Source organism: Parvularcula bermudensis HTCC2503, assembly GCF_000152825.2.
Classification (GTDB): domain Bacteria; phylum Pseudomonadota; class Alphaproteobacteria; order Caulobacterales; family Parvularculaceae; genus Parvularcula; species Parvularcula bermudensis.
Map to the genome: position 1 here is coordinate 2582501 of NC_014414.1, position 12845 is coordinate 2595345.

Below are 12845 nucleotides of genomic sequence, written 5' to 3' on the forward strand. Positions count from 1 at the left end.
CACCACGGGGGGAATCGACAGGATCGGCTCCCGGGATGAAATACGCGGTCCGGCCATAAACGCCCCCTCTCATACTTATTGATATGGCGGCTGGGGGGGCGAAGGACAATCGGCCCGCCAGCCGCCCCTCCAGACGTATGACCCGCGCCCCACAACCTCAGGAAAGATTTACCCTCTTTCGGTAAGCTAAACCGATGTGTGACCAGAAGATCTCGTCCCCTCGCCCCCCTCGGCATGCCCTGCCGACCCCAAAGGCGTGTGGTGGGGCGAGGCGCGTCTTGCATTGCGACACCCCCGCCGCGCGCCGTCGGCACGTTGATTGCATAGTGGATCGACGAGGAGCCTAGGACGTGAACATGTTCGCTACTGAGAACTGGTGCATCAAGGTCGACGAAAAAACGTACGGCCCTTACAGCAATGATCAGATGACCGAATTCGCGAAGCAAGGTCGGCTGTCCTCGCGCTCCTTGGTCGCCCCCGCCGGCGGCAAGAACTGGCGCGAAGCCCGTCACTATCCCATGCTCGCGACGATTCTCGCCAGCGATCCCCAAGACCGTCGCCAGTTCGGCAAGGCCGCCGCCGGCATGCGGCAGGCCAAGCAACCGGCCGACGGGGAAGCAGCCAATTTCGTCGTTATTTTCGACGTAACGCCGGGCACGGCGGGGCGCCTGTCTCACATTGTCAAAGGGCTGGGTGAGACTATCCGCCTGACCGACAATGTCTGGCATCTTCAGACGACGCTCTCCGCCACGGGCATCAAAAATGCGATCATGCCCCACCTACAGATCCGGGAGATTGTCTATATCGCCGACACGAGCCGAGGTCGGACGACATGGCACAATATGACCCCTGAACTCCATTCCCGCCTGACCAAATCGATCGTCACGACCAAACACCACTGATCGGCATAGGGAGGTGACGTCTCGCACCGGGGCTGATAGGCCAACCCTGTGTCGAGCGATGGAACCCCCTCCCACATTCTCGTTGTCGATGATGACGACAGGCTAAGGTCGTTGACGGCCCGATATCTGCGGGAAAATGCCTTTCTCACCTCCTCCGCGGCTTCGGCTGAGGCCGCTGATCGATTGATGACGTTATTTCACGTCGATGCCCTGGTTCTCGATGTCATGATGCCCGGCGAAGATGGGATCGCGATGACCACGCGCCTGCGTCGTCACACCAACACGCCCATATTGCTGCTGACCGCCCGCGGTCAGCCCGAGGATCGCATTGCCGGGCTCGAAGCCGGCGCGGACGATTACCTCCCCAAGCCCTTCGAGCCGCGGGAATTGGTGTTGCGACTGCGGCGTCTGGTCGACCGAAAGGATGCCCCGCCAAAGGATCAACCGCTACGATTCGGCGATCATGAATTTCACCCTCGGCGGGGGGAACTCAAACGCGGAAACGAGACAATCAAGCTCACCGGGGCGGAACTATCCTTACTTCGGGTGCTCGCCAATCGTCCGGGGGCGCCCTTTGACCGGCAAACCCTGGCTGAGCAAACGGGGAGCGGCGTGGATCGCTCCATCGACGTTCAGGTCAACCGCCTCCGTCGCAAAATCGAAGATGACCCACGGACCCCCTTTTATCTTCAGACCGTCCGCGGGGTCGGCTATATGTTGGTGGTGGACTGACTGACCCATGCTCAAGCGCTTCACGCCGAAGAGCCTTTACGGCCGGACAATTCTGATCGTCGTTCTCCCAATCTTCATGATGCAGACCATCGTGACTTGGGTATTTTTCAATCGCCATTGGGAAGAAGTCACATCGAGCCTGGCAAAGGGAACAGCGAGTGATTTCGGCTTTTTGACCGGCGAATGGCAGCGCAGGACGACGGATGAGGAACGCGCAACCCTCATCGAAACGGCCGGTCGTGTCCTCGAAATTGAGATGCGATTTGTTCCCGGTGGGGAGATCCCCAGCGAAGATCAACGCTCGATCTTCAACGCGCTTAATCGCACATTGGACAGGGAGCTCGATTGGTCCCTCGACCGTCCCTACTGGTATAATACGACCGGCTTCGACGATGAGGTGGAGACCCGGGTCCAGCTCGACGACGGCTATCTCGTTTATCGTGTTGAACGCAGCCGGGTCGTCGCGCGAAATGGGCATTTTTTCGTCTTGTGGCTGATCGGGGCAACGGTCCTGCTTGGATATATCGCCCTTGTCTTCCTGCGGAACCAGGTTCGCTCGATCACCCGTTTGGCAGAAGCCGCCGAAGCCTTTGGGCGCGGACACGATCAGGTGGCGTTCAAACCCACAGGAGCGCGGGAGGTCCGCCAGGCGGGGCACGCCTTTTTGGCCATGCGGGCCAGGATCAAACGGTTTCTCGAGCAGCGAACCGAAATGCTCGCCGGGGTCAGTCATGATCTGAAGACCCCCCTCACCCGCTTACGGCTCAATCTCGCCCTCCAGCGCGAGCTTGAGGGCGCAGAAGAGATGACGGCCGATATCGCCGAGATGGAGCGCCTCTTAGAGGACTACCTGACATTCGCGCGGGAAGATGCGGCGGGCACCCCCGAACCCACCGACATCGGCGATCTGATTAAGGAAATTGAGCAGGACACCGGGCGGTTAGGCCATCGAATAGCGACAAAGGTCGAGGACGATCTGTGGGCGCTGGCCCAACGCGGCAATCTGAAACGCGCGATCGCCAATCTCATCGACAATGCCCTGAAATTCGGCACACAGGTTCATTTGGGGGCGGAAAAAGATCGAGATTGGGTCCGAATTTCGGTCGAGGATGATGGGCCGGGCATTCCTGCCGACCAGAGGGAGGATGCTGTGCGGGCCTTTACGCGCCTCGATTCTGCGCGTTCCGCGACGGCCGGCTCGGGGCTCGGCCTCGCGATCGTCCTGGATGTTGCCCGGGCCCATGGGGGGAGCCTGAAGCTCGACACCTCATCCCTCGGCGGGTTGAAAGCGACCATCGCCGTCCCGACCGCCGATGGGCATGCCCCCTACCTCCAGGCTGACACCGCGCCTTTGGACCCAAGGACGTAGACGACCCGATCCGCGACCACTGGCGGCACGGTGGCGCCGTCTCGCATTTCATAGCGGCCGACAACGGCCCCGTCCTCGGGATCGACCTGGACGAGATCCCCGACGGAGGAGGCAAGGACGAGGCTGCCCCCGGCCAGGATCGGCCCCGCCCAAACGATCGCGCTATTCTTCCGGCCCCGCCCTTCATACGCCGTCAGGTCTTCGCGCCAAGCGACCGCGCCATCGCTGCGATGAACCGCCACGAGGAGACCGTCAGTGGTCACCACATAAATGAAATTGCCCGATACCCACGGCATATTCCGGCTCGCGATCGGCTGCTCCCAGACAACGCGTCCGGTCCGCGCATCGATCGCGGAGAGCTGGCCTGAATGACTGATCGCATAGACGGCCCCGCGATCGATCACGGGGCTGCCGGCGATATCGTTGAGGCTGGAATAGGCCGTCAGCCGCGAATTCCGCGCCACAAAGGCCGACCATAATTGCCGACCCGAGGAAGCGCTGACCGCAACGACCTCCCCCGAGGAGAACGGCGCGACCAACAGATCGCCATCGACGGCGGGAGACCCGGAGGAAATGACTCGCGCGGTCTCCTCATAGCTTTGGTAGGTCCACAAGGTCTCGCCATCTTCCTGGCTGAGAGCGATCAATTCATTCGTGGCCGTCACAAAATAGAGGCGATTATTGGCGGCGGTGGGGGGATTACGCACCGGCGCGGGGAGCGCCACTTCCCAGTAGACATCGCCGGTGGCCGCATCGAGGGAGGCCGCTCGCCCGAAGCCATTGACGACGAAAATGCGTCCCGCTTCGTAAGCCAGTCCGCCACCAAAGCCGAGTTCCGCCGGATCGACGCGGCCGAATTGCCAAATGCGCTTTGCCTCCTCCCGCAGATCGGGGGTGAGTGACCGCGACCAGACTTGCTGGCCGGTCGCCGCATCAAAGGCCGTAATGCGGCTTTCAGGGTCCACCGTGAAGATGCGCCCCTCCGCGACGATAGGCGGCGCCGTCAGGGGGGCCTTTCGGGCGGCATTCCCCGGCAGGGCACTGCGCCAATCAGGCGTCAGGGCAGAGGGGCCGCTTAAATGGTGCATGGCGTGATCCGCCTCTCCCCCCGGCTGCGACCATGACGCATTCGAGAAGGGGGGCGGGATCACGATCCGTTCGGTCAGAAAACGCGGATCGACCTCAAGCGGCTCATCCAGGGCGAGGACGGGTTTGCGCTCAAAGGATTCCTTGACGCCATAGATTTCCAAGGTGGTGTCGACGTCTTCTTCCTCCCCTCCACGACCGAAGGTTTCGCATCCGGTCGTCAGGCTCAAGAGACCGACACAGGAACCAAGCAGGAGAATCGAGCGGCGTATCGATAGGGTCAAAACAGTCTTTCTCACGATTGATGATCCTTCATAGCCGCCACCTCGCGGGAAGCGACTTAGGGGAGCGTAATGTTTGGCCGATCACTCGGCCCTATCGGCCGCATCGGGGCCGACACCGCCCTCGGGATCGGCGGAAGCGGGAAGGCTCGGCAGGGAGAGTTGATCGAGAAGGCTTTGCTCCGGCGACGCCGCTAAGGACAAGGATACCCCCTGTCGGCCCGCATCGGCCACGGGCGCAAGAAGCCTCGCTCGCGCCGCCAGTCCCGCTGTCACCCCAGCGCCCTGTCCCTCAGCCAGGTCCGTTAGGGCCGCATAGGCGTCACCGTATTTTTCCTGCTCAAGGAGGATCAGCGCTTCGAGTTCTCTCGCCAATCCCTTCATCGCAGGGGTTTCCACATCCGCTGCCAGACGGGCGGCAACGTCCTGATCGAGGTCCGCCATGATGTATCCGGCCTTGAGGCGCGCAACATCGCGCAACCGCATGGGCAAGCTGCCATCGGCGGCAATCGCCTGTAATTCGGTCGCGGCCTCAGCCCCGAGCCCTTCGCGGGCCAGATAGGCGGCCGCCTGCATCTCAGCCATCCGTTGATAAAGGCCATCGAGACGATCAGCGGCGGCCAACATGATGGCAGCCCCGGCGCTTTCGTCCTGTTCCGCCGCCGCCACGGCCTCGGAAAAGAGCGTGGCGCGCTCAACCGCCGCCCGGTCGCCTCGGCTCTGCGTGATAGAGAAGGCCCCCACAGCCACGGTCACAATCGCCGCCGCGCCGAGCGCGAGGGGACCATAGCGTCGCGCGGTCGCCATCACCTTATCCTGGAGAAGGTCGTCGTCGACCTCGCGTAAAAGTGCGTCTTCTTGCGCCATGATCTTTCGCCTTCCGAACGAGGCCCCGTCCCTAACGAAAGCCGGTCGGATTGAGAAGCCATCGCTCTGCGGCACCAGGCTTTGCAGCACCGGGCTCAGCAGCCCCGGGGTCCGGCCTCTCCCCCCCAAAGCGCCGTACAGTCAAGTTATCACGGGGGTGGCAGCGCGACGCTGCAGTGCACAACAAAAAAACCTACACTCTTGCCCCAAAGATGCGTAATGGAGGGACAACAAAAAGAATAATAATAGGGAGGGGGAAGCGATGGCGTTATTCGACCATGGCGACCTTACGGGTGACGAAGCCGTCAACGAGGTGCTGTTAGCTTATCACCTCGGCAACGCGGCGGAGTACAATGCTACTTTACCGGTCATTGACCCCTTCCCCTTGCCAACAGGCTGGCGCTCCTTGTCCGACACAGAAGTTGCCGATCATTTCGACACGCGTTTTACGGTGAGCCGCGCTTTTGCCCTGGAAAGCCCCCTTTTGGGGGTTAAGGATCGAGGTCTTGAGGTCGTGCTCTACATTGAAGAGGATGACCAGGGTCTCCCCACCCGTCTTTCCGTGACTTGGGTCGGCACAAACGCCATCGTCGACATCTTCGATTATTTGGTCCTCAATGAAGGGAGCAAACTCGCGGCGAGTATGGAGCCCTTTTTGGTCGAGGTGATGGCGTTCGCCGATCATCTTGGACTGACGAATGAAGACATTCTCGTCACCGGCTACAGTCTTGGTGCCGCCATGACGAATATCATGGCCCGTTACAAGGATACGTTGGCTGACGGATTTTTTGTCGATGCGGACTATATCGGCCACGCCGTCCCCTTCGTACACGATGATCCGGACGTCTACAATTTCGGCTATGAGAACGATTTGGTCCATCGCATTGCCGGACAGGAACTCGGTCTCCTGCGCCTGCTTAAAGAGGTGGGCGTGAAGGTACAAGGACGAGACCTTGATTACGACAACACCACCGACAACGTTGTCATGTTTAATGAACGGTATGCTGACGATAGCTTTGCAGCACCGACATTCGGCCTCTTTAATCTAAGGGCATGGAGCGCCCACATCAGTGGACTGAATTTTTCGCATCTCCCCACGATTGCAGGGTCGGCTTTCTACGATCTGACCAATCGCGACAGCCTGGTGATTGTCAGCAATCTGAATAGAGGGAAAAGCGAGACCTACTGGGTTGAGGACAAAGCGAGCGCCGCCACTCGTGCTGATGATTATTCGGGGTTTGTGATTGGCACGGGGCTGGCCAATAAGCTTGCCGATGGCAAGGGGAACGATTTCCTCGATGCCGGGGAAGGCAAGGACCATATCCGCCTTACCCTCGGCTATGACGAAGTCGAAGGCGGAAAAGGGATCGACACGGTCCATCTCAGCGATAGCGACATCACCGCCTATCGGCTCAGCGATGGCGACCTCATGATCCATGGCGACAGCGGCCTGAAACGACTCCATGATGTCGAATTCATCAGCCTCGGCAGCAATGGCGATAATTTGACCGAAAACCGTCAAGCCGTCTTTGCCCTGAAGACAGAGCGGGCCAAAGAAGGCACCGACGGCGACGACACCCTCAAAGGCGCCGTCCTCTTCGGCGGCGATGGCAATGATATCCTCAAAGCCGGGGCAAAAGGTGCCCTCCTCCATGGTGGCGACGGGCAGGACCGGCTCGAAGACGGACGCGGCGACGACCAGCTCTACGGCGCCGCCCATGATGACATCCTCATCCATTCCCGCGGCAATGACCTCCTCAATGGCGGCCATGGCAACGACATCTTCGCCTTCGCCGCCAATGCCAGTGGCGAGGTCAGAATCGAGGATTTCGGCCGCGCTTTCGGAGAAACCGACTTCCTGCTCTTCGCACCGGACATCTTCTCAAGCTTGGGGAACGTCCTCGATAATACCAGCATGACCGAGGATGGCCTGCTCATCCAATCACAAGACCTCACCATCATCCTCGACCACGCCGATATCGACGCCATCAACGCACAAACAATCCTCTTCGGTGAAGCGTAAGGTGTATGATGCCAATTAAGATCCGTAGGCTTTCTTTCAACTCGTAAAGATTTAACCTTTGCGGCCAAAGCGCTCTCTTGGTCACGTCCAAGTGAACCAGCTCAATAGTTTCTCTATTGTTTGTGCAACGCACAAATACACTGAAAATTTTCCTCATATGTACTGACATATATGTAGATCTTTCCCCAAAACGTCGCTAAAATTCCATCAATAACGATAAAATATCGGGAGGAACTCATGACGATTAATGATCGGTTGGGCCTGCATGGAGAGGCCAATCTTCTTCTCTTTTCTCTTCCTCAACTCGTCATGGACGCAGGACATCCTGACCGGTCACAGCCCAGCGGCGGAACCGGATGTGAGGGGCGCGACGCTCAGCAGCAGCCTAATGGCGACCGCAAGGCTGACTGACGCCGTCTTGGGGATCGGTCTCTCTTTACACTGATCCCCTTCCCATCATTTAATCAGATAACGGATATTATTCCTCTATGGGGGGGTCACCATATCCTGCTTCAGGAAGATCCGCCTCCCCTCACCAGAATTCGTCCGTTCAGCGGCGCCCAAAAAGGCGCCGAACAATAAAACATGCAATAATCATGACTATTTATTCTATCTATTTAAGCTAACAACAGTAGAGGCCTGATAATTTTTGCGCTTTTAATTGACATATTTGTAGAGTAGGAAGATAAAGAAATAATAGGCTCTAGAAAAACAAAAATATGGGAGGGTCCTATGGCATTGTTTGATCATAATGGTCTCGTCGGAGAGGAAGCAGTTAACGAAGTCATTCTGGCCCATGCCTTAGGTGTTGCGAGTGTTCTCAATTCACGCGCGCCATGGGCTAGCCCGCTAACTCTTCCCGAAGGTTGGCGAGAACTTACGACCGAGGAGGTGGATGATTATTTCCTTACGGAGTTTACCCGCCTAGGAATGTTCAATCTCGAGAGTCCTTTTCGTGGCGTGCACGAGAAAGCTTTTGAGGTTGCGGTCTATGTTGAAGAAGACGACAATGGACAGCCGATAAGGTTATCTGTTTCATTTTCCGCCACCAATAGCTTCATCGACATTCCCGACTTTCTCTTCCTCAATGACGGTCATCACCTCGCGGCGTCGATGGAGCCGTTTTTGACAGAAGTGGCAGGCCTTGCCGAAAGCTATGGTCTGTCTGGGGAGGATGTGCTCGTCACCGGCTATAGTCTCGGGGCGGGCATGGCCAATGTGATGGCGCGATTCAAAGGTGAGCTCGCTGACGGATTTTTTGTCGATTCTGACTATATCGGCCATGCAACGCCATTGGTATTTGACGATAGCGATATCTATAATTTCGGCTATGAGAATGATATTGTCCATAGAATCGCGGGCGCGGAGCAAGGCGTCATCCGTTTAGTGAATGAAGTTGGCCTGAAAATTCGAGGTCGAGACCTTTATTACGAGAATTCTTCAGACAACGTCGTGATTTTCGACGACAAATATGGAAACAATTCCTTTGCTTCCCCTGAATTCGCGCTCCTCAACTTAAAAGGGTTGAGTGCCCATCTGAGTGGTGTCAAATGGAACCATATCCCAAATATCGCCAACTCACCGTTTTATGACCTGACCAATCGCGACAGCCTGGTGATTGTCAGCAATCTGAATAGAGGGAAAAGCGAGACCTACTGGGTTGAGGACAAAGCGAGCGCCGCCACTCGTGCTGATGATTATTCGGGGTTTGTGATTGGCACGGGGCTGGCCAATAAGCTTGCCGATGGCAAGGGGAACGATTTCCTCGATGCCGGGGAGGGCAAGGACCATATCCGCCTTACCCTCGGCTATGACGAAGTCGAAGGCGGAAAAGGAATCGACACGGTCCATCTCAGCGATAGCGACATCACCGCCTATCGGCTCAGCGATGGCGACCTCATGATCCATGGCGACAGCGGCCTGAAACGACTCCATGATGTCGAATTCATCAGCCTCGGCAGCAATGGCGATAATTTGACCGAAAACCGTCAAGCCGTCTTTGCCCTGAAGACAGAGCGGGCCAAAGAAGGCACCGACGGCGACGACACCCTCAAAGGCGCCGTCCTCTTCGGCGGCGATGGCAATGATATCCTCAAAGCCGGGGCAAAAGGTGCCCTCCTCCATGGTGGCGACGGGCAGGACCGGCTCGAAGACGGACGCGGCGACGACCAGCTCTACGGCGCCGCCCATGATGACATCCTCATCCATTCCCGCGGCAATGACCTCCTCAATGGCGGCCATGGCAACGACATCTTCGCCTTCGCCGCCAATGCCAGTGGCGAGGTCAGAATCGAGGATTTCGGCCGCGCTTTCGGAGAAACCGACTTCCTGCTCTTCGCACCGGACATCTTCTCAAGCTTGGGGGACGTCCTCGACAATACCAGCGTGACCGAGGATGGCCTCCTCATCCAATCACAAGACCTCACCATCATCCTCGACCACGCCGATATCGACGCCATCAACGCACAAACAATCCTCTTCGGTGAAGCGTGAGATCTCGGCGCTCCCTCAATAGGGGGATGGCGAAAAACGGCATGGCAGGGGCAGCAGGATTCGAACCCGCGACCCTCGGTTTTGGAGACCGATGCTCTACCAGCTGAGCTATACCCCTAGGGCCGAAATGCGGTCCTAGGGGATCCCTCCTTCCCAATCAATAAAGAAGACAGGAGAGGAGATGAGACGGCCCGCCCTCCGGCGCTGACCTCACGAGCGATCTGGCGTAAGGGATGTCGACCCCGCCCGGATCGCTGACAGGAGGCAACGATGTCCGATGCATTCTACTCTGAGGTCGATGCGACCCTCGCAACCCTCAAGGAAGAGGGCCTCTTTAAGAACGAACGGGAGATTCAAGGGCCGCAGGCAGGGCAAATTCGCGTTGCCGGACGCCCTGTCCTGAATTTCTGTGCCAACAATTATCTAGGGCTCGCCAATCATCCAGCCCTCGCCGAGGCGGCGAAAGAGGCCATGGAAAGCCACGGCTTCGGCCTGGCCTCGGTCCGCTTCATCTGCGGAACGCAGGATCTGCACCGCCACCTCGAGCGTCGCTTGGCCGACTGGCTCGGCTATGACGACGCCATCACCTTCGCGGCCTGCTTCGATGCCAATGGCGGGGTGTTCGAGCCCCTTTTTGGGCCGGAGGATGCCATTATTTCCGACGCCCTCAACCACGCTTCGATTATCGACGGAATCCGTCTGTGTAAGGCGCAGCGCTATCGCTATGCCAATAACGATATCGAAGATCTCGAACGCCAGCTCCAGGCGGCCGATCAGGCTGGCGCCCGGACCAAATTGGTGGTCACCGACGGTGTGTTCTCAATGGACGGCGTGATCTGCGCCCTCGACCGTCTTTGCGAGACGGCCAAGCGCTATGATGCGCTCGTAATGGTCGATGACTGCCATGCGACAGGGGTCCTTGGGAAAGAAGGCCGGGGGACACCAGCCCATCATGGGGTCGCCGATCACGTCGATATCCTGACCGGTACGCTGGGAAAGGCCCTTGGCGGCGGCATGGGCGGCTATATTTGTGCCCGGCAGAATGTCGTCGATTTGCTCCGCCAGCGTGCCCGCCCCTATCTATTCTCTAATGCCCTGACCCCCGCCCTTGTCGGGGCGAGCCTGAAAGCGGTGGATCTCGTCAGCAAGGGAGACGACCTCAGGGCACAACTTCGGGACAATGCCTCATTATTCCGAGAGCGGATGACGTCAGCGGGTTTCGATCTATTGCCCGGTGAGCATCCAATCATACCTGTCATGCTATATGATGCACCAACCGCACAGGAAATGGCCACGCGCCTGATGGAAGAAGGGGTCTATGTCACAGGCTTTTTCTATCCAGTCGTTCCGAAAGGAAAAGCCAGAATCCGTACACAGATGAATGCAGCCCACTCGACGACCGAAGTAGAGAGCGCCGTCGAGGCCTTTATCCGTGTCGGAAAGGCAATGGGGGTTATTTGAGTCCATGACCGACATTGCTCCGTTGACACCGGCCCATCTCTCTACTGTCCTTGATCTGAATAATCGTTATTCGGTCGAAATGTCATCGCTCGATGAGGCGGCGCTGCAATCGCTTGTGGCGCAGTCATGGCTTGCGCTCCAAGCGGATGAGGGGCGGGCGGGGTTCCTGATCACCCTCGATCACCAAGCTTCCTATGACAGTCCAAATTTTGCCTGGTTCGCCGAACGCTATGACAATTTCGCCTATATCGACCGGATCGCCATCGCCCCAGGGGCGCAAGGACAGGGCCTTGCCCGCCGTTTCTATGGAATAGCGGAGGCAAAGGCGCGCGCCGCACAATTGCCCGTATTGGTCTGCGAAGTGAATATCGTGCCCCCCAACATTGACTCTCAGGCGTTTCATAAAGCGCTTGGATTTACCGAAATCGGGCAAGGGCTTCTGGCCGGTCGTGGGAAGACAGTCCAATATCTGTCCAAATCCCTCGCCTGACGCCGGAGAGATCTTTTTCCGACCGCAATTTTGTCAGCATTCCTTCACGACAACGCGCTATAGGCCCCAATCATACGCAAGGGTCTGCCCATGAAAGCATTGGTCAAAGCGCACGCAGAGCCGGGAATTTGGCTGCAAACCGTTCCCGAGCCTGAGATCGGCGCGACCGATGTGCTGATCAAGGTCAAAAAGACCGCCATTTGCGGCACTGACATCCACATCTACGAATGGGATGACTGGGCTCAGTCGACAATCCCCGTGCCGTTGACCATCGGCCATGAATTTATGGGGGAGGTGGTCGCCGTCGGATCAGATGTGACGAATGTCGCCCTTGGCGACCGGGTCTCGGCCGAGGGGCACATCACCTGCGGTGTCTGCCGCAACTGTCGGGCGGGAAAGCGCCATTTATGCCGCAACGCGCTTGGCCTTGGGGTCAGTCGAGCCGGTGCCTTTGCCGAGTTCGTCGCCGTCCCGGCGTTCAATATCTATCACCTGCCCGATGCGGTGTCGGACGAATTAGGGGCGATTTTCGACCCGTTCGGCAACGCCGTACACACCGCCCTGTCATACGATCTTGTCGGCGAAGATGTCCTCATCACCGGCGCCGGGCCGATCGGCGCAATGGCCGCCGCGATCGCGCGGTTCGTTGGTGCCCGTCATATTGTTGTAACGGATATCAACGACTTCCGACTGGATCTGGCTGCGCAAATGGGGGCAACACGAACGGTTAATATCGGCCGCGAGGCACTGCCCGACGTGATGGCCGAGCTTGGCATGACAGAAGGGTTCGATGTGGGGCTTGAGATGTCAGGCGCCGCAGCAGGCTTTCGCGACATGCTGGACACCATGAACCATGGGGGCAAGATCGCCCTATTGGGTCTTTTGCCGAAGGGCACGGGGATCGACTGGTCAAAGGTCATCTTCAAGGGGCTCGACCTCAAGGGGATCTATGGCCGCCGCCTATTCGAGACCTGGTACAAGATGGGGGCGCTCACCCAATCCGGCCTCGATCTCTCCCCCATCATCACCCATCGCCTGCCGATTGAGGATTTCGAGAATGGCTTTGAGATTATGCGCTCTGGCCGCTCGGGGAAAATCGTCCTCGAATGGCCATGAGGGTCAGCGCCGCTTAAGGCGCTGA

12 protein-coding genes and 1 tRNA gene (1 of these 13 cut by a window edge) are annotated in these 12845 nt (G+C 58.3%); 9 read left to right on the forward strand and 4 right to left on the reverse strand.

All coding sequences use genetic code 11. The features are described from left to right. Positions 1-57, reverse strand: partial view of a rhomboid family intramembrane serine protease gene (locus PB2503_RS12115; protein WP_013301543.1) — the beginning only. It extends 666 nt beyond the left edge of the window; only the first 57 of its 723 coding nucleotides appear in the window; it begins with the start codon at positions 55-57; its stop codon lies off the left edge, out of view. A gap of 299 nt (positions 58-356) precedes the next feature. On the opposite strand from PB2503_RS12115, the gene PB2503_RS12120 reads away from it, so the two are divergent. From PB2503_RS12120 to PB2503_RS12130, 3 genes are read left to right on the forward strand one after another with little or no spacing between them, the layout of a single operon-like run. After that, a complete protein-coding gene (locus tag PB2503_RS12120; RefSeq protein ID WP_041535004.1) occupies positions 357-902 on the forward strand; it encodes a DUF4339 domain-containing protein in 546 nt (181 codons plus the stop codon). Between the two features lie 48 nt (positions 903-950). Further along, on the forward strand, positions 951-1634 hold the full coding sequence (locus PB2503_RS12125) for a response regulator (protein ID WP_013301545.1): 684 nt from the start codon (positions 951-953) through the stop codon (positions 1632-1634). Between the two features lie 7 nt (positions 1635-1641). After that, positions 1642-3003, forward strand: coding sequence for an ATP-binding protein (locus PB2503_RS12130; RefSeq protein ID WP_013301546.1), 1362 nt, complete (start codon positions 1642-1644; stop codon positions 3001-3003). Here the strand turns inward: PB2503_RS12130 and PB2503_RS12135 are convergent. Then, a complete protein-coding gene (locus PB2503_RS12135) occupies positions 2961-4388 on the reverse strand; it encodes a PQQ-like beta-propeller repeat protein (protein WP_013301547.1) in 1428 nt (475 codons plus the stop codon). The genes PB2503_RS12130 and PB2503_RS12135 overlap by 43 nt on opposite strands. 66 nt (positions 4389-4454) lie before the next feature. Continuing rightward, complete coding sequence (locus PB2503_RS12140) at positions 4455-5237, reverse strand: tetratricopeptide repeat protein (RefSeq protein WP_013301548.1); 783 nt, start codon at positions 5235-5237, stop codon at positions 4455-4457. A 262-nt stretch (positions 5238-5499) separates the two neighbouring features. On the opposite strand from PB2503_RS12140, the gene PB2503_RS12145 reads away from it, so the two are divergent. From PB2503_RS12145 to PB2503_RS12155, 3 genes are all read left to right on the forward strand, one after another. Further along, positions 5500-7260: a calcium-binding protein gene (locus tag PB2503_RS12145; RefSeq protein ID WP_013301549.1), complete on the forward strand. Its 1761-nt coding sequence runs from the start codon at positions 5500-5502 to the stop codon at positions 7258-7260. 237 nt (positions 7261-7497) lie between these two features. After that, complete coding sequence (locus PB2503_RS14750) at positions 7498-7671, forward strand: hypothetical protein (RefSeq protein WP_158305853.1); 174 nt, start codon at positions 7498-7500, stop codon at positions 7669-7671. Positions 7672-7992: 321 nt separating this feature from the next. Next, positions 7993-9753 carry a calcium-binding protein gene (locus PB2503_RS12155; protein ID WP_013301551.1) on the forward strand — a complete coding sequence of 587 codons (1761 nt, stop codon included), beginning with the start codon at positions 7993-7995 and terminating at the stop codon, positions 9751-9753. A gap of 42 nt (positions 9754-9795) precedes the next feature. On the opposite strand, the gene PB2503_RS12160 is transcribed toward PB2503_RS12155, so the two are convergent. Next, a tRNA-Trp gene (locus tag PB2503_RS12160) sits at positions 9796-9871 on the reverse strand. A 152-nt stretch (positions 9872-10023) separates the two neighbouring features. Here PB2503_RS12160 and PB2503_RS12165 point away from each other — a divergent pair. From PB2503_RS12165 to tdh, 3 genes are all read left to right on the forward strand, one after another. Then, positions 10024-11214: a glycine C-acetyltransferase gene (locus PB2503_RS12165; RefSeq protein ID WP_013301552.1), complete on the forward strand. Its 1191-nt coding sequence runs from the start codon at positions 10024-10026 to the stop codon at positions 11212-11214. A 4-nt stretch (positions 11215-11218) separates the two neighbouring features. Continuing rightward, positions 11219-11704 (forward strand): GNAT family N-acetyltransferase, encoded by a 486-nt coding sequence (locus PB2503_RS12170; RefSeq protein WP_013301553.1) that lies wholly within the window; start codon positions 11219-11221, stop codon positions 11702-11704. 90 nt (positions 11705-11794) lie between these two features. Further along, entirely contained in the window at positions 11795-12820 is a 1026-nt protein-coding gene (gene tdh, locus PB2503_RS12175) for an L-threonine 3-dehydrogenase (protein ID WP_013301554.1), read from the forward strand. The last annotated feature ends 25 nt before the right edge of the window (positions 12821-12845 follow it).

Bases quoted from the DNA above. Each gene is read 5' to 3' on its own strand.
- PB2503_RS12155 (WP_013301551.1), top strand. From the start codon at position 7,993: ATGGCATTGTTTGATCATAATGGTCTCGTCGGAGAGGAAGCAGTTAAC.
- tdh (WP_013301554.1), top strand. From the start codon at position 11,795: ATGAAAGCATTGGTCAAAGCGCACGCAGAGCCGGGAATTTGGCTGCAA.
- PB2503_RS12130 (WP_013301546.1), top strand. From the start codon at position 1,642: ATGCTCAAGCGCTTCACGCCGAAGAGCCTTTACGGCCGGACAATTCTG.
- PB2503_RS12145 (WP_013301549.1), top strand. From the start codon at position 5,500: ATGGCGTTATTCGACCATGGCGACCTTACGGGTGACGAAGCCGTCAAC.
- PB2503_RS12140 (WP_013301548.1), bottom strand. From the start codon at position 5,237: ATGGCGCAAGAAGACGCACTTTTACGCGAGGTCGACGACGACCTTCTC.
- PB2503_RS12165 (WP_013301552.1), top strand. From the start codon at position 10,024: ATGTCCGATGCATTCTACTCTGAGGTCGATGCGACCCTCGCAACCCTC.
- PB2503_RS12170 (WP_013301553.1), top strand. From the start codon at position 11,219: ATGACCGACATTGCTCCGTTGACACCGGCCCATCTCTCTACTGTCCTT.
- PB2503_RS12120 (WP_041535004.1), top strand. From the start codon at position 357: ATGTTCGCTACTGAGAACTGGTGCATCAAGGTCGACGAAAAAACGTAC.
- PB2503_RS14750 (WP_158305853.1), top strand. From the start codon at position 7,498: ATGACGATTAATGATCGGTTGGGCCTGCATGGAGAGGCCAATCTTCTT.